Genomic DNA, 21,443 nt, shown 5'->3' on the forward strand with positions numbered 1-21,443 from the left:
AAACTATACCTCCATAATATCTTCCTCTTTTTCAGTGAGTATACTATCTATTTTAGCTACATATTCATCAGTAAGTTCCTGGATATTTTCCAATCCCCGGTGGTAATTATCTTCAGATATTTCACTATCATTTTCAAGTTCCCTTAATTTATCATTAGCCTCATGCCTTATATTTCTAATTGCAACCCGACCCTTTTCTGCTTTATCACGGATAACCTTGACTAACTCTTTCCTTCTTTCCTCTGTAAGTTGAGGAATATTTATTCTAATAACACTACCATCATTATTAGGAGTCAGACCTAAATTTGCTTTCATGATAGCCTTTTCTACTTCACCAATAGCAGACTTATCCCAGGGTTCAATCACCAACAAGCGAGCCTCTGGAGCAACAACCTTAGCCATCTGCTGAATTGGTGTCTGAGTACCATAATAATCAACCATAATACTTTCTACCAGTGAAGGCCTGGCCCTCCCGGTCCTGACTGTATTAAAGTCATCCCTGGTAGCCTTGACTGCCTTTCTCATTTTCTCTTCCGCCTCTTTCATTACTTCCCTAATCATCTTCATCCCCCTGTCCTTTAATAATTTAATGAAACACCTAAGAAAACACCCTAAAAAAATATATATAATTCCTATAAAACAAATATATTGTCGATCTTTAAAAAAATTTAAAAACAGTTTCACAATAACAGTAATTTAATTATACCATATTATTAACGGACATATGTTCCTATTTTTTTGCCTAAAACAGCTTTTTCAATATTACCACTCTCTTTGACAGCAAACACAATCAAAGGAATACTATTATCCATACAGAGAGATACAGCAGTTGAATCCATCACTCTTAAAGATTTTTTCAGAACATCAATATACTTAAGTTCTTCATACATTACTGCCTCAGGATTACTAAGTGGATCAGAGTCATAAACACCATCCACATTCTTGGCCATTAAAATAGCATCAGCAGATATCTCAGCAGCCCTGAGGGCCGCAGTTGTATCGGTAGAAAAGAAGGGATTACCAGTACCAGCAGCAAAAATAACAACCCTACCCTTTTCCAGGTGTCTAATTGCCCTCCTTCGTATATATGGTTCAGCAATCTGACGCATCTCTATAGCAGACTGTACCCTGGTTTCCAGACCAAGTTTCTCAATTGCATCCTGTAAAGCCATTGCATTAATAACAGTAGCCAACATCCCCATATAATCAGCAGTTCCGCGATCCATTCCCTTGGCACTTCCGGCAATTCCTCTAAAAATATTTCCACCACCAACTACAATCGCCATCTCAACCTTTGTTCTCATTACTACGTCAAATATTTCGTTGGCAATAGTTTTTATTACAGCAGGGTCAATGCCATACCCACTATCCCCTGCTAAAGCCTCTCCACTTATTTTCAATAAAACCCGAGAATATGCTGGTCTATCTCCCATCATAACCCTCCATTATATATATTCGGGAAAAATTAAACAATCCCTTTTTTTAGAAAGAATAACTCTTAAAAAGAGAACACAGAGTGTGCTCTCTTTTTAGTATTAATAGTATCTATTTATTTTTGTTCATCTCACTCATAACCTCTGAAGCGAAATCTTCATCCTTCTTCTCTATTCCTTCACCCAGCTCAAAACGGGCAAATCTCTTAATACTGAAATTTTTATCAGCTAATAATTCAGCAACAGTAATATCGGTATCTCGTATATATTCCTGTTCAAGGAGACATACCTGACTATAAAACTTGTCTATTTTACCAGCTACTATTTTATCAATTATCTGCTCGGGTTTCCCCTCATTCAGCATCTGTTCTTTATAAATTTCTTTTTCTTTATTTAAAACGTCATCACTTACCTGTTCCCGTTCAATGTAATCCGGACTACTTGCTGCTATATGCATAGCAACATTCTTGGCCAGTTCCTGATTCTCTTCATTTAGATCAGCATCAATATCAACTAAAACACCTATTTTACCACCCATATGTATATAACCCTGTAGAAAACCATCGGTAGTATATTTTTCAAAACGTCGTAGATTAAGGTTTTCACCAATATTGGCAATTGCTTCCTTCATCACAGTATTTATATCCTTACTCTCATCCTTATACCATGATTCATTAAGGAGTTCATCGATATCACTTGCCTCGCTCTGCATAATATGTTGAGATATATCAGAGACCAAGTCTTTAAAGTTATCGTTTTTAGCAACAAAATCAGTCTCACTATTTACCTCAACAATAAGCCCCTTTTTCCTATCATCATCAATGACAACATCCACCAGCCCTTCAGCAGCAATCCTGCCTGCTTTTTTAGCTGCTGCAGCAATACCCTTTTCACGTAAATATTCAACAGCTGCTTCCACATCATCATTATTTTCTTCAAGGGCCTTTTTACAATCAAGTACACCAGCACCTGTCCTTTCACGAAGTTCTTTAATATCCTTCATACTTGCCATAATATTACCTCCCTTGTCTCATTCTTATAGAAAAAGACGCAGTAAGAAGGAAGACCCCCTTACAACGCCTTTATAATTACTCTTCAATGGTTTCCAGGTCATTATCTTCTTCAATTGCTTCCTCTTTAACTTCCTCTTCTTTCATCTGTTCACCCTGTTTCCCGGTTAAAACAGCACTAGCAATAATATTTGTTATTAACTTTACTGCACGAATTGCATCATCATTACCTGGAATAATATAATCAATCAGATCAGGGTCACAGTTTGTATCTACAATAGCTACAACAGGTATATTTAATTTGCGGGCTTCAGCAACTGCTATAGCCTCTTTTCTTGGGTCAGTAACATATACGACATCAGGAAGCTTTTTCATATATCTAATACCACCAAGGAAACGTTCTAATTTGTCATGTTCTTTGTTTAACTGAACAACCTCTTTTTTCGGTAGTACTTCAAAAAGCCCCTCTTCTTCCATTGATTCAAGCTCATTCAAACGAGCAACCCGTTTTTTAATGGTCTTAAAATTGGTAAGCATTCCACCCAACCATCTTTGATTAACATAGGGCATGTCACAACGTTCAGCCTCTATTCTAACTGTTTCCTGAGCTTGTTTTTTGGTTCCTACAAAGAGAATTGTTTTTCCCTGGGCAGACATTTCTTTTACAAAGTCATGAGCTTTATTTAATAAACCCACTGTTTTTTGCAGGTCAATAATATAAATTCCATTTCTTTCAGTAAAGATATATTCCTTCATTTTAGGATTCCATCTTCTTGTTTGATGCCCAAAATGAACGCCAGATTCTAACAATTGTTTCATATTTACCACAGACATACCATCCACCTCCTCTCCCGGTTAGCCTCCGCCTACTTCTCCCTTCCTTGTCACTGTATTAACAAAAATACAGCACCAGACAATTCAGTCCACAGGCGTGTGTATTTTGCACTAATAGGTAGTATACCACATAAAAAAAAAATTATCAATTATTTATAAAAACTTTTTACCTTTTTTATATGAACGTATTAAAACACTACCATCCTTAAGATAAAATTCCATTGTCCTTCCGTAATCTTCGCCAACATCTTTTCCTTTAATTCGAATATTAAATTCTGATAAAATACGACAAACAGCCTCAATATTTTTCTGTCCAACCTGAATATTAAAGTCACCTGCACTGGCAAACATATGTGCACCACCGGCAATTTTAGCAACAATGTTATCACGGGAAGCACCCCTGGCTTCCATTTTTTTTAATAATAGAGGGATTCCTGTATCTGCAAATTTAGCAGGCCTTGTCCCTTTTCTATTCTCAGGGAGCATAATATGTATTAAACCACCTATTTTATTTATCTTATCATAAAGAGCAATACCAATACAGGAACCCAGGCCTATAGTTATAAGGACTTCAGGTGAACTGGCCACAGAGTACTCAGCCATCCTCACCCTGATAGGAGAATTCATTTTGTATCAAACCCCAGTGCTTTCAATATTTTCTCCAGTGACCCCGAATCAGGTATATAAAAAAAGTATCCCTCTATTTCTTTCCCATTATTAATAAATTTCGTCTCTATTAATAAAGCATAATCACTTTCTTCAAAAAGACTTATCATTGAAGTAGTTAAAATTGCCCCTGCCATATCATAAGAAAAGCCAGGTATTGATTGAATTAAATTTAAACCGGTCATCTGATTAATAGCATTCAGGTATGAACCAGACAATATATTGCCTATCTCTTTTAAAGCTGATATTTCAACCTCAGTAAAATCTTCAATCTCTGAACCGTTATTCATCATAATACTTAAAAGGTTTTTACTGCTTTCTTCTGACAGGATTAATAAAATACTCCCTGGTGCTTCTCCCATAACCTTTAAAAGAACACTAACAACCTTTTGTTCTATCTGGCCGGTTACCTCAGGCACTTCTGAAATAGGTGTAATATCTACCGATGGTACTGTCATATCAATCTCAGTATCTAAAACCTGTGCAAAAGCAGTAGCTGCATTCCCTGCACCTATATTACCTATTTCTTTCAAAGCATCTTTTTGCATGCTGGTAATATTTTCTATTAAATCCCCTGACATCTACTCTCCTCCTAATCTATATCAATCTTATCCAATTCTTCGATTTCTTCTTCTGTCAGTATATTATTAAGATCAAGCAGAATTAATAGTCTATCATTAAGCTTACCTACCCCACTTAAATAATACTTATTAATGCCTTTGACTATATCTGGAGGGTCTGCAATATTGTCCTGAGCAAGTCTGATCATTTCACTAACATCATCAACCTGCATACCAATCAAATTATTATCAAGCTCAACAATAATAATTTTTTCTTCCTGATTATCAAGAGACTCATTTAATGATAATTTCTTACTAAGGTTAATAATAGGTATAATATCACCCCTTAAATTAATCACCCCTCTTACAAAAGAAGGGGCATTAGGTATATGGGTCAATTCCCGGTGAGGAATAATTTCCTTCGCCTGTTTTACATCTACTCCAAACTCCTCATTAGCAATATTAAAAACAATAAACTGCTTCTCTTCTTTAGTAACTGTTTTAGTAACCTTTTTGTTAAAATTTGATAACATATAATCCCCCCTCTCTAAACAGAAGCCCGGCTGTCATGCTGTAAACTATTTTCAAATAAAAGACTCTCCAGGTCTACCAGAACCAACAAGCGTTCACCGCGTTTGACAACACCCTTAATAAATTCCTGTTTTATTCCACCTTCAACCTCAGGTGATGGTTCAAGCTCATCCAGATTATACCAAAAAACCTCATTAACAGCATCAACCACCAGCCCGATCAAAGAATCACGCACCTCAACTGTAATAATCCTTTCTTTTTTAGAAGTACTGGAAATACTAAACCTATCCCTCAAATCAACAACAGGTACAATCTGACCCCTTAGATTAACAACCCCACGGACATAATCGGGTGTATTAGGCACCTTTGTTATCTTGGGTAACTTAATAATCTCTTTTGCCTGTTTAATATCAACTGCATATTCCTCATCACCTAGCTGAAATATAACCAGTTGGTTTTGTGCAGCATCTTCTACAGCTTTTTCTTTCTCAGGAGCATTTTCCATTTATTATTCCCTCCCCTATGCTATATTCCGTACATCCAGAATCAGAGCCACATCACCATCACCAACAATTGTTGCACCACTAATATTTTTTATATTTATCAGGTAATTACCCAATGATTTTATAACAATTTCCTGCTGATTGAGCAATTCATCTACAATTAAACCAATCTGTTTTTCGCCAGAATTAATAATAACTGCTGGAATCTCTTCTTTATTAATATACTGACCATACTCTACATTCAGATTCAACTGACGTGAACCCTCTACAAGAGGTATAGTAGTATCTCTTAATATAATTACATCCTGTCCCCTGACCTGCTGTATCTCATCAGGTTTTATCATTATTGTCTCACTTATAGTTCCTAATGGAATAGCAAATATTTCATCATCTATCTTTACCATCAGAGCCTGAGTTATCGCCAGAGTAAGAGGGAGTGAAATAGTAAATCTAGTGCCAACATCCTTCTCAGATTCTATATACACCTGTCCATCAAGTGATTCTACAACCCGTTTTACTACATCCATTCCTACTCCTCGACCAGAGACATCTGTAACCTTTTCTGAAGTACTAAATCCAGGATGAAAGACAAGCTGCAATTTGTCCTTTTCATCCATATCTTCAATATCTTCAACAGTTATTATCCCCTTTTCCAGGGCCTTTTCAGTTAACATATCTACATCAATGCCCTTACCATCATCCTCAACTTCAATTATTATTTCACTACCCTTTTGATAGGCATTTAAAAGGATTACACCTTCAAAGGCTTTACCTTTTGCTTTTCTTACCTCCGGTGTTTCAACACCATGGTCTGCTGAATTTCGTATTATATGCATTAATGGGTCAGCTAGTTCATCAATAATAGAGCGGTCTAATTCTGTATCAGCACCTTCGATCATTAAATTAATTTCCTTATTAAGTTCTTTTGATAAGTCTCTTACCATCCTTGGGAATCTATTAAAAATACCTCCAATAGGTACCATCCTGATCTGCATAACAATATGATGAAGGTCCATTGTAACCCGGTCTAACTGTTGAATTATATCTTGATAAATATCAGTTTTAATATTTAGACCCTCTAAACGGGTTTTATTGATAAGTAATTCCCCTACCATATTCATTAAATTATCAAGTTTATTTATATCTACCCTAACAGTTGGTGAAACCTGCATATTAGAAAGACTAGTTTTCTTCTTTTTTTCATTTTTATTGCTAATTTCTTTCTTATTACTTACGCTAGTTTCAACTTTTCTTGTACTTTTTAGATCATTTAAGTTAATCTTAACCTCAGCAACATCTACTATGTTTTTAAATTCTTTAATTATTGATTCACTATCAAGAGTTGATACTAAAATTATGTAAATTGAATCACCAAAATCCTCATCTTCAATCTCTTTTTGAGTCGGATTAGATTTGGCAAGATAACCAATTTCCTGGGCTTTTTTCAAAACCATATAACCACGTACATTTTTCAATAAACAACTTTTATCAAGGATTACCTCAATATTATAAACGCAATCAGTATCTTTCATTTTATTTGCAATATTTTTTTCCTCTTCCTCATTTAATTTTAAATAAGAAGAATAAGCTAAATCTTCATCTGATCGAAGATCACCTTTATCAACGATTACATCATTTGAATGGTTAAGACAATTATCTAATTCCTGCAAATAAGCACTAACATCTGTATTTTCTTCACCATCACTGCGTATATCTTCTACCAGAGATTTAATATAGTCCAGTCCTGCAAATAAAAGGTCAATAATATCTTCATTAATACTTAATTCTTTATTACGAACCTTAGCCAGTATATTTTCTATTTTATGGGTAAGGTCTGTCAAACGATCAAACCCCATAGTTGCAGACATTCCCTTAACTGAATGGGCAGCCCTGAAGACAGCATTAATAATCTCTTCATCATCCGGGCTTTCTTCTAATAATAAAACATTCTCGTTTAATAATTGAAGATATTCAGCAGATTCATCAAAAAACATCTGAAGATATTGATTATTATTTTCCATTAATAACTGACCCCCTTATAATTCATTAAATACTTTTCGTATAGCCGATAAAACCCTGTCTGGTTTAAAAGGCTTAACAACAAAGTCTTTAGCCCCGGCCTGAATAGCATCTATTACCATTGCCTGCTGTCCCATAGCACTACACATAATCACCCTGGCGTCTTTATCTATTTTTAAAATTTCTTTAACAGCTTCAATACCATCCATATCAGGCATGGTAATATCCATAGTAACTAAATCTGGCTCTAATTCCTTATATAATTCAATAGCCTCTTTACCATTTTCAGCTTCCCCAGCAATTTCAAACCCATCTTCAACTAATATATTTTTAATCATCATCCTCATAAATGCTGCATCATCTACTATAAGGACTTTCTTGTCCATCTAATATTAATACCTCCTCTACTTATTCATATCTTAATTTGGTTTAATCTTGAGTGTGTGTATTTATACCTATACCTATTTTTATGGTATTTATAATATATATTCGACAATTAATTAATAGTTCCTGCAAATATTAAAAAAAAGCCCTCATATTTCAGTGAGGGCTTTGATAGTTATGCCTTTAACTTATCTAATTCTTCCAGTAGATAATCATTTAACACCTTAATAAAAGTCCCCTTCATACCTAATGACCTTGATTCAATTACACCAGCACTTTCAAATTTTCGTAAAGCATTCACAATCACTGAACGTGTAATACCTACCCGATCTGCTATCTTACTGGCAACAAGAAGTCCTTCTTTGCCCTCTAACTCTTCAAATATATGTTCAATAGCCTCTAATTCTGAATAAGATAAAGTATCAATAGCAATCTGTACAGCAGCTTTTTTTCTGGCCTCTTTTTCTATTTTTTCATTCTTGGAACGCAGTATCTCCATTCCTACTACTGAAGCACCATATTCTCCTAAAATAAGATCATCGGCAGCAAATTCTTCCCCATAACGGGCCAGCACCAAAGTTCCCAGGCGGTCACCCCCACCAATCATTGGAATAATAGTTGTTAATTTATTCTTAAAAAGACAGTCTTCTCCATCAGTAAATACACAGTTACCTTCTTCTTGTTTAACATTAGCCCTGGTATCCCTGATCCGCATTAAACCTTTATTATAGTCATCAGGAAAGCGTCCCTGATCAATAACAGTTTCCTCCATAATATCACATTCAAAATCATCAAGCAGACTATAACCCAGTATACGACCTTTTTTACTGGTTATATAAACATTACAGTTTATTGCTCCAGATAAGACCTCTGCCATCTCTGAAAAATCAACTGTCTTGCCCCCAGTCTGCAGTAAATGATTTATCATCCTACTCTTTTCCAGCAACTCTTCCATCATAAAATTCAACCTCCATTTATTTTTTTCCCTTATAAGATATATTTACTAAGATCTTTATCCTGTACTACATCAGCCAATTGTTCCCTTACATAATCTACATCTACAAGAATTTCCTCTTCTTCCATGTCCGGTGCATTAAATAATAAATCTTCCAGTAACCTCTCCATAATTGTGTGAAGTCTTCTGGCCCCAATATTTTCAGTATTTTCATTTACCCGAAAGGCAAAACCAGCAATTTCATCAATAGCATCATCAGAAAATTTAATCTGAACCCCCTCGGTTTTCAGTAAAGCCGTATATTGTTTAGTCAAGGCATTCCTTGGTTTTAATAATATTTCTTTAAAATTATCCCTGGTTAAGCTCTTTAATTCAACTCTGATCGGAAAACGCCCCTGTAATTCTGGTATCAAGTCAGATGGTTTAGCAACATGAAAGGCCCCAGCAGCAACAAATAAAATATGGTCTGTTTTAACTGGACCGTATTTACTCATAATTGTCGAGCCCTCAACAATAGGTAAAATATCCCTCTGTACTCCTTCACGAGATACTTCTGGACCACTATTACCTACCTCTCTACCAGCAATTTTGTCTATTTCATCAAGAAAAACTATTCCATCGTTTTCTACCAGTGTAATAGCTTCACTGGCTACTTCTTCCATATCAATAATCTTATGGGCTTCTTCCTGTTTCAGAATCTCTTTAGCCTCTTTTACAGTAACCTTTCTCTTCTTCTTCTGAGGGGGAAATAAATTACCAAACATGTCCTGGAAATTTACACCCATTTCTTCCATGCCAGCACCTGAAAAAACTTCAAACATCTGTGGACCCTGTGTTTCAACACTAATTTCAATTATTTGTTCATCCAGTTCACCACTAATAAGTCTATTTCTCAACCTCTCTCTTCTTTCATTGATACGGTTATAAGTATCATCAGCAATTTTATTTTCCCCTTTATCTTCATTCATAAAATACTCAAAGGGGTTTTCTCTTTTCTTTTGGGGAACAGGTAACATAAGATCAAGTATTCTATCCTCAGCCATCTTAACTGCCTTCGGCTCAACCTCTTTCACCCGTTCCTGTTTTATCATTCTAATGGCTGTTTCAACAAGGTCCCTGACAATAGATTCAACATCGCGCCCTACATAACCTACTTCAGTAAATTTAGTTACCTCAACTTTAATAAACGGAGAACTGGTGATTTTAGCTAGTCTCCTTGCTATTTCAGTCTTCCCAACACCAGTAGGCCCAATCATCAAGATATTTTTAGGGATAATTTCTTCCTGCAAATCGTTATTTATTTTCTTTCTTCGATAACGGTTTCTTAAAGCTATAGCAACAGCTTTTTTGGCATCATGCTGACCAATTATATATTTGTCAAGTTTCGCAACAATCTCCTTTGGTGTTAATTCCCCGTTCATCATTCACCCCCCAATATCTCTTCAGCAGTAATATGGTCATTTGTATATATACAGATCTCTGCAGCGATTTTCAATGATTTATAAGCAATTTCCCTGGCATCATTCTCACCAGCAGACATCACAAGGGCACGAGCAGCGGCCAGTGCATAGGAACCTCCAGAACCAATAGCCATAATCTCATCATCTGGTTCTATGACATCACCATTACCTGAAATTAATAAAATCTTATCACTATCAGCTACCATTAACAAAGCCTCTAATTTTCTTAAAATTTTATCAGTACGCCATTCTTTAGCAAGTTCTACAGCAGCCCTTTCCAGATTGCCATGGTATTCCTCCAACTTTATCTCAAATTTTTCAAAGAGTGTAAAGGCATCAGCTGCAGCACCAGCAAATCCGGCCAGGACCTTTTCATGATAAAGTTTCCTTACCTTTTTTGCCCCATATTTCATGATAGTATTTCCCATTGTTACCTGACCATCACCAGCCATAGCAACCTTATCTTTATACTTAACAGCTACAACAGTAGTTGCCTCTATTCGTTTATTCAAATATCTCCCTCCCCAACAGTAAAATATTAAATTGTCTAACGATTCAAAATAGTTTCTTATTTATTCAATTAATATTAACACATAACATTATTTTATGTCAAGATAAACTAAGCAAATATAAGTTTTTTTTATTAAAATACTGGTATACCCCCTAGATATCTGCTACCTTTTCCTCAAACCCACATTCTTTATTAACACACTTATAGACTAAACCCTTACTCTTACTGCGTTTTTCAACCATAATTCCTTCACAATCTGGACATTCTTTATCTACCGGTTTATTCCAGAGTACATATTCACAATCTGGATAATTAGAGCAGCCGTAAAACACCCTGCCTTTTCTACTTTTACGTTGAATTAATTCACCATCCTCACACTCGGGACAAGATACACCGGTCTTAATGAGAAATGGTTTAGTATTTTTACAATCTGGATAACCAGAACAGGCTAAAAATTTACCATATCTCCCATATTTAACTATCATAGGTTTACCGCATTTTTCACAGACTTCATCAGTTACTTCTTCCTCTAGTTGAACACTATCCATTTCCTCTGCAGCTATTTCAAGCCTTTTAGCAAATGGTTCATAAAAATCAACCAAGACCTCTTTCCACTGATCATTACCCTCTTCTACATTATCAAGCCTATCCTCCATCTGAGCGGTAAATTCAATATCAGTCACATCTGGAAAATGTTCACTTAATAAGTCAGTAACTATAATTCCCAGTTCAGTAGGCTTTAATTGTCTTCCATCCCTTTCAACATAACCACGGGAAATTACAGTCGAAATTGTTGGAGCATAAGTACTGGGACGACCAATGCCCTCTTCTTCAAGTGTTTTAACCAGACTCGCCTCAGAAAACCTTGGTGGTGGTTGGGTAAAATGCTGCTCAGGCAGAAATTCCTTTGGAGCTAATTTCTCACCCTTTTGCATTTCAGGTAGAATCACATCTTTCTTCTGGCTACTTGAATCAACCCGTAAAAAACCTGGAAAGACTATCTGAGAACCCGAGACATTAAATCTATACTTTTCACCTGCATTAATAGTTACTGTCAATAGTCTATAAACTGCCGGACTCATAAAACTAGCTACAAAGCGGCGCCATATTAAATCATATAATTTATATTGATCATTTGTCAGTTTATTTTTAAGGCTTTCAGGGGTATGAACTACTGAAGTAGGCCTGATGGCTTCATGGGCATCCTGTGCCCCTTCCTGCTTCTTATATTTTTTGTCTTTACTGGAAACATATTTATCACCGAACTCATTACGAATATAGTTTAAAGCCTCCCCTCTGGCTTCATCAGATATTCTTGTACTATCAGTCCTGATATAACTTATAAGACCAACTGTCCCCTCTTCACCAATATCAATACCTTCATAGAGTTGTTGGGCAAGATACATAGTTTTTTTGGCAGAATAGCCCAATTGACTGGCTGCCCTCTGCTGTAAAGTACTGGTTGTAAATGGTGAATTTGGATTTCTCCTTCTTTTCCTATCCTTAACCTGTTCTACAATAAAATCTTCTTTTTTTACCTCTTCAAGGATATTATTGGCTTCTTCCTGATTACTAATTTTAAATTTTTTACCATTAATTCTCTTTAACTCTGCCTCAAAATCATTACTATCTTTTTCTAAAATAACTTTAATTGTCCAGTATTCTTCAGGTTCAAAGGCTTCAATCTCTTTTTCACGCTCACATATTATTTTAACTGCAACTGTCTGTACCCTCCCGGCACTTAAACCCTTTCTGATCTTTTTCCAGAGGAGAGGGCTTAATCTATACCCCACCAGTCTATCAAGTAATCGTCTGGCCTGTTGGGCATCTACTAGATTTTGATTAATCGGGCGCGGATTCTTAAGGGCATTTTTAATAGCTGTCTTAGTTATTTCATTAAATTCTATCCTAGCATCTTCTTTATCAAGTTTAAGGGCACGATAAAGATGCCAGGAAATAGCTTCTCCTTCACGGTCAGGGTCTGTTGCCAGTAATACATCTTCTGATTTTTTGACAGCCTTGCGTAAGTTTTTTAAAACCTTACCCTTGCCCCTGATAGTAATATATTTAGGTTCAAAATTATTTTCTATATCAATACCCAGTTTACTTTTAGGCAGATCAATTACATGTCCCATTGATGCTTCAACCTTATAACCCCTACCAAGAAACTTTGCTATTGTTTTAGCTTTAGCTGGTGATTCAACAATCACCAATGTACCACTTTTTTTTCTTCTGCCCACAACGACACCTCCAACATTTTAATTAATATACTTTGAATCATCTGTAACCATATTTCTAAATTCTATAATTTCACTCGATATTATCTGTAATTTACCCTGGTCCTCAATTACTTCCTCTAATATGTCCCATAACTGTCCTGTCGTTAGATAGCCTGGATAACTATCCTGTATAACCCTGATAATTATTTCCTCACTTTCACCAGGGGTTAATAGATTTAAAAATAGCATTCTTTTTATTAAACCCTGTAATTCAAAGGATAAATACATCCTTTCTGAATGACTAAAAACCCTGTTATAAAAAGAATTTCCATTAGATTTATCTAGTTTGTTTTTTTCCTCATCTATTATTTCCGTCCCATGATAAATTAATTCAAAGGCCTCATCAATATCCTGAATATCATATCCTTCTTCCAGCAAGTTCTGAATTATTTCTTCTTCTTTTATAAAATGGTTTTCATCCTTTAACATCATTCTAATAAGCAAACCTATAATTTCCATTACATCTTCGTTCAATTATATAACCCCCTCCCCCTGAATCAATTTACTGCTATATAAATTATATCATTCCTTTTGATAACTAATATATAATTATAGTGGTTTTAATAGATTTTGTAAACCCAAAAATATATATTTATTTCCTGCCTCTCTGGAAATAATACCTTTTAACTCCAACTTAAGGAGTATTGTATTAATAACTGCAGGGCTTTTCTCAGTCATTTCAATCAGCTGATTAATATCCAATTCTGCTTCTTCCTGCAATATTTTAACAACATCTTCCTCGTCAGCTGATAATTCGGGGTAAGCAGTCTGATTGTGTTCTTCTATCTCACTATAAATAAATAACTCTTCCAAAATATCATTAACACTACTAACAAGTTTAGCCCCTTCCTTGATTAATTTATTGGTACCTTCGCTCTGTGTACGGTTTATATTACCTGGGATAGCAAAGAGTTCACGTCCCTGTTCAAGAGCTAGACTGGCAGTGATTAAAGAACCGCTCCGGCTTGAAGCCTCTACAACCAGTACACCCTTACTCAGCCCACTTATAATTCTATTTCTCTGGGGAAAATTTCCTGAAAGGGGTTTAGTTCCTGGGGGAAACTCACTGATAACCATGCCCCGGTGCTGAATCTCATTAAAAAGTTCATTGTTTTCCGGTGGATATATAATATCAAGTCCACTACCAAGAACTGCGATCGTTTTGCCTTTAGCTTTTAAACTGCCTAGATGTCCATGTGTATCAATACCCCTGGCCATACCACTAACAACTGTAATACCCTTTTGAGCTAGTTCATACCCCATTTTTTCCGCTATCTTTCTACCATAAGAGGTTGATTTTCTGGAACCAACGATAGCTACACAGCTCTCATCCAGAATATATTCACCTTTATAAAATAATACTGGTGGTGGGTCATAAATATTTTTAAGGCTTACTGGATATGCTTGGTCATTTATTGTAATAAAATTAATATTTAAGCTTCTAATTCTTTGCAGAACTTTTTCTAATTTTATTTTATCTCTCTGTTTAACAATCTCAGCTGCCAGTGAACCTATCCCCTCTACTACAGCCAGTTCTCTTTCATCTGCCTGCCAGACCCTGAGTGGACTCCCGAAGTGTTTAAGCAACTTTGCTATTCTTATAGAACCTAATCCCTTAATCATACTAAGCCCTAGACAGCAGTTCCTTTCTTCCATTACAATCCCCCCCCAAAACCGTACCCTGACTCTTTTTCTAGCTAAGACTACTTAAGTGTGTGTTCGAAAAGGTATAAATAGGGGATTATATACCCCTAAGCGAAGTTAAGGTGCAACCTTAAACTGTTCTTGTGCGCTCTAGTCAAATACGGAGTGCCTGTGGTGTTACCGTTGTGACACAAGTCGATTCGTTAGTATTGGCCTCAACATTGCGTTTATAATAGAAGAGGGCAGTGAGTGAAGGGATATATAATCCCTGGCGGTATATACTGAAACTTTTCGAACAGCCTCTTTAATTAATCTCAAATTGATAAACAATCTTTTTATCAAATCCTGTTGCAAAGAGATACCCTTTATAAAAATGAATACCGCTTATCTTAACAGGTACTTTATATGTTTTAATAGTCTCAAAATTCTTGTTTAACTTATAGACATTATCTATATCACATAACCATAATGAACCACTATACCAGTCAAGTCCTTCTACTTTAAGGTCTCTAATTAAAGACTTAGAATTAATCTTAATGGCCTTTTTCCCTGCCTGATCTATCACCATAAAGGAATATAGTATATTAATATCCCCATCTATTACCCAATATAATTCCCCATCATAAGTAAAACCAGTTATATCAAACAAGGGTATAGGAAACTTCATTTTATTTTGGCCATATCTAAAATAATTATTGAGGTTGTCAATTTTACATAAACCTAGTTCTGAATTAGTATACCCCCTGATAACAAAATCATCTACCTGTTTTCTAAATGAAGGAGGACCCAGGAGTAGTCTACTATTACTAAAAGCAAGATACAGTTCTTCCAGGTCACTACATAGAACTAACATCTCCCTCTCCTTTACTACTGTATTAGACAAATCTGTCAGTGAACTCAATAAATTTTCTGGCCCATAACTCTCTATTAATTCAAAAGAATCAATACTATATACAACACCTCCATTAATAATAAATACTATAATTAATACAAAGATAAAGTTTTTCATTATAAGCACCTCCACCCCTAGAGGGACTATTTATTTAGCACTAAGCAAATAGTACTATTTATTTAGTACTTTTCTCCATCAAATCTTTTTTCCCTTTTATTTTTATATATTTTATACTTTCATATCTTGCATAATTGAATATTCTTGCACTGACCCAGCACTCCTGTTTTAATATATTTAGATTCCATTAAACATAGAAAATTCAGTATCATCTGATTGTAAATTTAAAATAACAAATTTAAGTAGCAGACATATATTAGTATATAAAATAATATTCAAAATTATTTATTTTATTAATGGAGAAATAAGGAGGTGTTAAGATGAAACATCGAAAAAAACTATATATCTATCCTGATTATTCTTTATCTACTAAAAAAATTAATACATTAGAGTTACTTGCTGAAAAAGAAGTAAGTATCTCTAAAACTAATAATCTAAGTAATATCACTCCACCCATCACTGAATTACTGGAACCTATAGTATCTGTCAATTTTGCCCGGGCAGTCTTTTTTAAAAACAAAATAGTCATTCAGGGTGAAATAAATAAAAATATGATCTATAAGGCAGATAACAATATTATTAATTATGAAGAAGAAGGAATAGAGTTTTCAAAAGAAATTAACCTCCCAGGGCTATCACCCTATTACTATACCGGCAAATTTAATCGGCTCATTAAAAGTAATCCAGTAATTGAAATCAATAACCTTTCTGGGTTCTCAAACGGAATTGATATCCAGTTATATCTAAATAATCTTAGTGTAAAACAATTTCTAGTCAATAATACCACTGTTGAACAGAAAATAATAGTTGATTTTATAATTAAGGTTTCCAGATTAACCCAGAACAAAATAAAATTACCTAAACCAGCACCTGTTTTTACATGTCATCAAAAGATTCCCTGTAATAATAAAGTAATAGAGAAAGATAAAAAGAAAAAGAAAAAGAAAAAAAGAAAAAGGCGGTGTATCTTCCCCTTTGAAATAGAAGAAGAAAATTTAACCAGAAACACATGAATAAAATGACAATCTATATTAATATACAACATTTTATCTATAATAACATATATTATAATAAATAATGAAAGGGGGTATTATAATGAAAAAAATTAGAAAAACCCTTAAATTACTTGAACTTACGGCTGAAGAACCAGTTCATGTTTTCGAAACTACGGTTACGGAGGTATCACCAGCAGTTGTTGAATTATTGGATCCTGTCCTTTCGGTTGAATTTGACCGGGTAGTATTGTTTCAGAACAGGGCCATAGTCCAAGGCACCATATTCAAAAACCTAATTTATAAAGCTGTTGGTGGTCAATTACAATATGTAAATGAAGAAATACCTTTCTCAAAAGAAGTAGAATTACCTGGTGTAAGTCCAAACTTTACAACAGGCAGATTTAATAAAATGATCCTTACTAATAATGTTATTGAAATTGGTCCGGGTAACCGTGGAGCACAAACAGGTATAGATATTCAATTATATGTCACTCAATTAACAGCTGCACAAATTATCCTTGATACAACAACAGTCGAGCAAAAAATTATCCTTGATTTTATTATTAAGGTGTCAGAATATACTCAGCAGGATGTTGACTTACCAGCACCTGGCCCTGTTTTTGAATGCAGAAATATTATCAAGTGTAATAATCTCGACTGTTAAACCGGGTAACAAGAAATTATATTTCTTAATAATAATATAATAATTATAGACTGATACAAAATAGAAGCCCCTGATTTTAAAGGGCTTCTATTTCTTGAAATATTACATAAAATATTCTACACCAGCCCTAAATAACTGCTGGTCTTTCTCTCCCGGTATATTTTTAGCAGTATTTGAAGTTATTCTTTCTGAATGCCCCATTTTCCCAAAAATCCTGCCATCTGGACTGGTAATACCTTCGACAGACCAGCATGAACCATTAGGATTAAACCTATTATCCTGGGTTGGCTTACCTTTAAAATCGACATACTGGGTAGCAATCTGTCCATTATTAAGAAGGTCTTTTAAAAGCTCATCACTGGCAATAAATCTACCCTCACCGTGTGAGACTGGTATAATATGCTCAGCCCCTGCTTGAACCCTGGCCAACCAGGGGGACACATTTGATACTACCCTGGTTCTCACCATAGATGAGACATGCCTTCCTATTGTATTGTAACTTAAGGTAGGTGAATTACTATTAATATCACAAATTTCACCATAAGGCAGAAGGCCGAGCTTAATTAAGGCCTGAAACCCATTACAAATACCTAGAATAAGACCATCTCTTTCGTTTAGTAATCTCATAAGTGATTCACTAATCAGGGGATTTCTGAAAACATTTGCTATAAATTTACCTGAACCCTCAGGTTCATCTCCAGCACTGAAACCGCCTGAAATCATTAAAATTTGAGATTCATCAATCATCTCAACCATTTTTTCAATAGATTCATCTATCATTTTAGGAGTCAGGTTTTTAAAGACAAAAGATTCAACCCGAGCACCTGCCTCTTCAAATTTTCGGATAGTATCATATTCACAATTAGTCCCAGGGAATACAGGTATAAACACCCCTGGTTTAGTAATCTTAACTGATGATTTTTTAATTTCCTTTATCCTGTTAATTTTTAAGGGTGGAGTTTCTTTTAGCACCTTAGTTCTAGTAGGGAAAATCCCTTCTAATGGTTCTTGCCATTTGTTTTGCGCCTCAATTATATCTATTTCTTCATCTTCAACCCTGATATAAGAGTCGCTGCTAGTAGAACCCAGTAATATATATTCACTTAAATTACTCAAATCAGCCTGTGGGGATAATTCCAAAACCAGGGAACCGAATTCTGGTAAAAACAGGTCTTTAATATTAATATTCTCCTTAAAATCAAAACCTATCTGATTACCAAAGGTCATCTTACTGACAGCTGCTGCAACACCACCTTCATCAACAGCCTTAGCTGCTCTGACCTTGCCTTTTTTAATTAAATTGTGTATAACAGCATATTTTTCTTTTAGGTCTTCAAAAACAGGGAGGCTGTCCTTATCCTTTTTTATTCTAACCCACACTACCCTACTATCTTTGCTTTTAAATTCTGGAGAAATAATATGCTTAACATCACTTACATTTACAGCAAAAGCAAGCAATGTCGGGGGAACATCTATATCTTTAAAAGTTCCTGACATACTATCTTTACCACCTATAGCAGGAATCCCCAAAGATGATTGTACAAGATAGGCCCCCAATAGAGCACTGAAAGGCTTACCCCATCTCGTCCTATCCTGCCCTAATTTTTCAAAATACTCCTGAAAGGTTAACCTGATATTTTTATAATCTGTACCTAAAGCCACTGCCCGGGCAACAGCCTGAACTACAGCATAAACTGCCCCATGAAAAGGACTCCAACTGGCAAGTTTTGGATTATATCCAAAAGTCATTACTGTAGCAGTATTGGTTTCGCCTTTAAGAACTGGTATCTTGGCTGCCATCCCATCAACAGGAGTCATCTGGTATTTCCCTCCAAAAGGAAGCAGAATACTGGCAGCACCAATCGTACTATCAAATCTCTCTACCAGGCCTTTCTGACTACAAACATTTAAATCCTGCAGATTATCAAACCAGGCAGTTTTAATATCTTGATAATCAGTTAATTCCACCGGGGAAGCTGTCAGGTAATTATCATCAGTATCTGCTGATATTACTGTAACACTACTCTGTTGTGCAGCACCATGGGTATTTAAAAAATCACGACTAATATCTACTATTGTCTTGTCTTGCCAGGTCATCCTCAACCTACCTGTGTCTGTCACAACCGCCACAGGTGTTGCCTCCAGGTTCTCTTCCTCAGCAATATTAATGAGCTCAGCCAGATCACCTTGAGCAATGACTACTGCCATACGTTCCTGTGATTCAGATATAGCCAGTTCAGTTCCATCAAGACCCTCATATTTTTTGGGTACAGCATCCAGATCAATATCCAGGCTGTCAGCTAGTTCGCCTATGGCTACTGATACTCCGCCAGCTCCAAAATCATTGCAGCGTTTAATTAATTTACTAAAGTCTGGGTTCCTGAAAAGCCGCTGTATCTTTCTTTCAGTAATAGGATTGCCCTTTTGAACCTCAGCACCGCAGGAATGCAGAGATTCTTCAGTATGCTCTTTAGAAGAACCAGTAGCACCACCACAACCATCACGTCCAGTTCTACCACCTAAAAGAATAATAATATCTCCCTTTTGCGGTCTTTCTCTGATGACATTTTCTGCCGGGGCTGCCCCCAGAACAGCACCAATCTCCATTCTTTTAGCAATAAAATTTTCATGATATAATTCTGCAACATGTCCTGTCGCCAGGCCGATCTGATTACCATATGAACTATACCCCTCAGCAGCACCAGTGCTTATCTTCCTTTGTGGCAGCTTGCCCTCCATTGTGGCTGAAATATTCTGCCTGGGGTCAGCACTACCTGTAACCCGCATAGCCTGATAAACATAAGACCTGCCTGATAAAGGGTCCCGTATTGCCCCCCCTAAGCATGTTGCTGCCCCACCAAAGGGTTCAATTTCTGTAGGATGATTATGAGTCTCATTCTTAAACATCAACAGCCAATCTTCTTTTTGACCGTCAATATCAACCTTAATTTTAATACTACAGGCATTTATCTCCTCTGATTTGTCAAGATCATCTAAGAGACCACGCTCACTCATTTCTTTCATACCAATAGTAGCAATATCCATTAAACATATCGGTTTTTCCTGGTCACCATAAAGGCTTTTTCTCCTATCAAGGTACTGTTGATAAGCCTTCTTAATGGCTGGAGTATATGGTCCATCCCTAAACTCTATATCAGTTATCTCTGTTAAAAAAGTAGTATGACGGCAGTGATCAGACCAATAGGTATCCAGAACCCTGATCTCTGTCAGAGCTGGATTGCGGCCTTCCTTCTTAAAATAATTCTGGGTAAAAAGCAGATCAGCATCTGACATAGCCAGTTCTAATTCCTGGTGTAAAGAGAGTAATTCATCTTTATTCATCTTAATAAAATCATCTATTTCTTTTACTTCAGTTGGATACTCTAGCTCCATCTTTAATGTCTTAGGCTTGGCCAGTGATGCCTCACGGCTTTCCAGTGGGTTAATACAATAATCCTTTATTTTCTGAAATTCTTTATCTGTAATCTCACCTGAGATAAGAATTATCTTCGCACACCTTACTTCAGGTTTTTCCCCATGGGTTAATATTTGAATACACTGGGCAGCTGAATCTGCCCTCTGGTCATATTGCCCAGGCAGATATTCTATAGCAATAAACCTAGCATCCTCTGTAATTTCAAAGTCTCCATCATAAATCAGGTCAACCGGTGGTTCAGCAAATATAGTTTCCCGTGACCTATTATATATATCATCAGAAATCCCCTCAATATCATAGCGGTGAATAACCCTGATAGCTGTTAAACCCTTAATTCCTAGAAATTCCTTAATTTCTTTGTTTAGAAACTGACTCTCTGTATCAAACCCTGGTTTTTTTTCTACAAATATCCTGAATACACCCTTATTCATAAACCCACCTCTCCTAGTTTTCTCGTAATGTCAAAAATATTTTAAAATATATTGTCAAAACCCTATTATAGTAGGGATTTGATCTTAAATACTTGTCACCCCCCCTCTTTTTGAGGTAT

At 35.7% G+C, this 21,443-nt stretch carries 20 protein-coding genes; 2 read left to right on the forward strand and 18 right to left on the reverse strand.

The genetic code is table 11. From position 1 onward, the window contains the following. Positions 1-3: 3 nt before the first annotated feature. The 17 genes from frr to D7D81_RS13715 all read right to left on the reverse strand — a co-directional run bounded on the left by frr (position 4) and on the right by D7D81_RS13715 (position 15,798). Entirely contained in the window at positions 4-561 is a 558-nt protein-coding gene (frr, locus tag D7D81_RS13635; RefSeq protein WP_125992181.1) for a ribosome recycling factor, read from the reverse strand. A 152-nt stretch (positions 562-713) separates the two neighbouring features. Beyond that, positions 714-1,433 carry a UMP kinase gene (gene pyrH / locus D7D81_RS13640; protein WP_125992183.1) on the reverse strand — a complete coding sequence of 240 codons (720 nt, stop codon included), beginning with the start codon at positions 1,431-1,433 and terminating at the stop codon, positions 714-716. A 112-nt stretch (positions 1,434-1,545) separates the two neighbouring features. Then, a complete protein-coding gene (tsf, locus tag D7D81_RS13645; protein ID WP_286169722.1) occupies positions 1,546-2,445 on the reverse strand; it encodes a translation elongation factor Ts in 900 nt (299 codons plus the stop codon). Between the two features lie 76 nt (positions 2,446-2,521). Next, positions 2,522-3,277: a 30S ribosomal protein S2 gene (gene rpsB, locus D7D81_RS13650; RefSeq protein WP_125990630.1), complete on the reverse strand. Its 756-nt coding sequence runs from the start codon at positions 3,275-3,277 to the stop codon at positions 2,522-2,524. 153 nt (positions 3,278-3,430) lie between these two features. Then, positions 3,431-3,904: a chemotaxis protein CheD gene (locus D7D81_RS13655; RefSeq protein ID WP_125990631.1), complete on the reverse strand. Its 474-nt coding sequence runs from the start codon at positions 3,902-3,904 to the stop codon at positions 3,431-3,433. Next, the gene (locus tag D7D81_RS13660) at positions 3,901-4,524 is read right to left on the reverse strand and encodes a chemotaxis protein CheC (RefSeq protein WP_125990632.1); all 624 of its coding nucleotides are present in this window, start codon (positions 4,522-4,524) and stop codon (positions 3,901-3,903) included. Before D7D81_RS13660 ends, D7D81_RS13655 begins: the two co-directional genes overlap by 4 nt. 11 nt (positions 4,525-4,535) lie before the next feature. Continuing rightward, on the reverse strand, positions 4,536-5,036 hold the full coding sequence (locus tag D7D81_RS13665) for a chemotaxis protein CheW (RefSeq protein ID WP_125990633.1): 501 nt from the start codon (positions 5,034-5,036) through the stop codon (positions 4,536-4,538). Between the two features lie 14 nt (positions 5,037-5,050). Next, positions 5,051-5,539 (reverse strand): chemotaxis protein CheW, encoded by a 489-nt coding sequence (locus tag D7D81_RS13670; RefSeq protein WP_125990634.1) that lies wholly within the window; start codon positions 5,537-5,539, stop codon positions 5,051-5,053. Between the two features lie 15 nt (positions 5,540-5,554). Beyond that, positions 5,555-7,558: a chemotaxis protein CheA gene (locus tag D7D81_RS13675; protein WP_125990635.1), complete on the reverse strand. Its 2,004-nt coding sequence runs from the start codon at positions 7,556-7,558 to the stop codon at positions 5,555-5,557. Between the two features lie 15 nt (positions 7,559-7,573). Then, positions 7,574-7,942: a response regulator gene (locus tag D7D81_RS13680; RefSeq protein ID WP_125990636.1), complete on the reverse strand. Its 369-nt coding sequence runs from the start codon at positions 7,940-7,942 to the stop codon at positions 7,574-7,576. A 173-nt stretch (positions 7,943-8,115) separates the two neighbouring features. Then, the gene (gene codY / locus D7D81_RS13685; protein WP_125992185.1) at positions 8,116-8,895 is read right to left on the reverse strand and encodes a GTP-sensing pleiotropic transcriptional regulator CodY; all 780 of its coding nucleotides are present in this window, start codon (positions 8,893-8,895) and stop codon (positions 8,116-8,118) included. Between the two features lie 32 nt (positions 8,896-8,927). After that, on the reverse strand, positions 8,928-10,316 hold the full coding sequence (hslU, locus tag D7D81_RS13690) for an ATP-dependent protease ATPase subunit HslU (RefSeq protein WP_125992187.1): 1,389 nt from the start codon (positions 10,314-10,316) through the stop codon (positions 8,928-8,930). After that, positions 10,316-10,807 carry an ATP-dependent protease subunit HslV gene (gene hslV, locus D7D81_RS13695; protein ID WP_230869789.1) on the reverse strand — a complete coding sequence of 164 codons (492 nt, stop codon included), beginning with the start codon at positions 10,805-10,807 and terminating at the stop codon, positions 10,316-10,318. Before hslV ends, hslU begins: the two co-directional genes overlap by 1 nt. Positions 10,808-11,018: 211 nt before the next feature. Then, positions 11,019-13,106 (reverse strand): type I DNA topoisomerase, encoded by a 2,088-nt coding sequence (gene topA, locus D7D81_RS13700; protein ID WP_125990637.1) that lies wholly within the window; start codon positions 13,104-13,106, stop codon positions 11,019-11,021. An 18-nt stretch (positions 13,107-13,124) separates the two neighbouring features. Continuing rightward, complete coding sequence (locus D7D81_RS13705; protein ID WP_125990638.1) at positions 13,125-13,619, reverse strand: DUF494 family protein; 495 nt, start codon at positions 13,617-13,619, stop codon at positions 13,125-13,127. A gap of 75 nt (positions 13,620-13,694) precedes the next feature. Beyond that, positions 13,695-14,801, reverse strand: a complete 1,107-nt coding sequence (dprA, locus tag D7D81_RS13710; RefSeq protein WP_125990639.1) for a DNA-processing protein DprA — start codon at positions 14,799-14,801, stop codon at positions 13,695-13,697. A 292-nt stretch (positions 14,802-15,093) separates the two neighbouring features. After that, entirely contained in the window at positions 15,094-15,798 is a 705-nt protein-coding gene (locus D7D81_RS13715; RefSeq protein WP_125990640.1) for a hypothetical protein, read from the reverse strand. Between the two features lie 320 nt (positions 15,799-16,118). Here D7D81_RS13715 and D7D81_RS13720 point away from each other — a divergent pair, with 320 nt between their 5' ends. Together D7D81_RS13720 and D7D81_RS13725 are read left to right on the forward strand one after the other, a co-directional pair. Beyond that, positions 16,119-16,811, forward strand: a complete 693-nt coding sequence (locus D7D81_RS13720; protein WP_125990641.1) for a DUF3794 domain-containing protein — start codon at positions 16,119-16,121, stop codon at positions 16,809-16,811. 82 nt (positions 16,812-16,893) lie between these two features. Next, entirely contained in the window at positions 16,894-17,457 is a 564-nt protein-coding gene (locus D7D81_RS13725; RefSeq protein ID WP_164522263.1) for a DUF3794 domain-containing protein, read from the forward strand. A gap of 102 nt (positions 17,458-17,559) precedes the next feature. Here the strand turns inward: D7D81_RS13725 and D7D81_RS13730 are convergent, their stop codons facing one another. Then, positions 17,560-21,324 carry a phosphoribosylformylglycinamidine synthase gene (locus D7D81_RS13730; protein WP_125990643.1) on the reverse strand — a complete coding sequence of 1,255 codons (3,765 nt, stop codon included), beginning with the start codon at positions 21,322-21,324 and terminating at the stop codon, positions 17,560-17,562. Positions 21,325-21,443: the final 119 nt, after the last annotated feature.

The sequence above is a fragment of the Halocella sp. SP3-1 genome, assembly GCF_003953885.1.
Taxonomy (GTDB): Bacteria; Bacillota; Halanaerobiia; order Halanaerobiales; family DTU029; genus Iocasia; species Iocasia fonsfrigidae.

Coding starts and splice junctions, on each gene's coding strand:
- frr (WP_125992181.1), bottom strand. CDS start 561: ATGATTAGGGAAGTAATGAAAGAGGCGGAAGAGAAAATGAGAAAGGCA.
- pyrH (WP_125992183.1), bottom strand. CDS start 1,433: ATGGGAGATAGACCAGCATATTCTCGGGTTTTATTGAAAATAAGTGGA.
- tsf (WP_286169722.1), bottom strand. CDS start 2,445: ATGGCAAGTATGAAGGATATTAAAGAACTTCGTGAAAGGACAGGTGCT.
- rpsB (WP_125990630.1), bottom strand. CDS start 3,277: ATGTCTGTGGTAAATATGAAACAATTGTTAGAATCTGGCGTTCATTTT.
- D7D81_RS13655 (WP_125990631.1), bottom strand. CDS start 3,904: ATGAATTCTCCTATCAGGGTGAGGATGGCTGAGTACTCTGTGGCCAGT.
- D7D81_RS13660 (WP_125990632.1), bottom strand. CDS start 4,524: ATGTCAGGGGATTTAATAGAAAATATTACCAGCATGCAAAAAGATGCT.
- D7D81_RS13665 (WP_125990633.1), bottom strand. CDS start 5,036: ATGTTATCAAATTTTAACAAAAAGGTTACTAAAACAGTTACTAAAGAA.
- D7D81_RS13670 (WP_125990634.1), bottom strand. CDS start 5,539: ATGGAAAATGCTCCTGAGAAAGAAAAAGCTGTAGAAGATGCTGCACAA.
- D7D81_RS13675 (WP_125990635.1), bottom strand. CDS start 7,558: ATGGAAAATAATAATCAATATCTTCAGATGTTTTTTGATGAATCTGCT.
- D7D81_RS13680 (WP_125990636.1), bottom strand. CDS start 7,942: ATGGACAAGAAAGTCCTTATAGTAGATGATGCAGCATTTATGAGGATG.
- codY (WP_125992185.1), bottom strand. CDS start 8,895: ATGGAAGAGTTGCTGGAAAAGAGTAGGATGATAAATCATTTACTGCAG.
- hslU (WP_125992187.1), bottom strand. CDS start 10,316: ATGAACGGGGAATTAACACCAAAGGAGATTGTTGCGAAACTTGACAAA.
- hslV (WP_230869789.1), bottom strand. CDS start 10,807: ATGGCTGGTGATGGTCAGGTAACAATGGGAAATACTATCATGAAATAT.
- dprA (WP_125990639.1), bottom strand. CDS start 14,801: ATGGAAGAAAGGAACTGCTGTCTAGGGCTTAGTATGATTAAGGGATTA.
- D7D81_RS13715 (WP_125990640.1), bottom strand. CDS start 15,798: ATGAAAAACTTTATCTTTGTATTAATTATAGTATTTATTATTAATGGA.
- D7D81_RS13720 (WP_125990641.1), top strand. CDS start 16,119: ATGAAACATCGAAAAAAACTATATATCTATCCTGATTATTCTTTATCT.
- D7D81_RS13725 (WP_164522263.1), top strand. CDS start 16,894: ATGAAAAAAATTAGAAAAACCCTTAAATTACTTGAACTTACGGCTGAA.
- D7D81_RS13730 (WP_125990643.1), bottom strand. CDS start 21,324: ATGAATAAGGGTGTATTCAGGATATTTGTAGAAAAAAAACCAGGGTTT.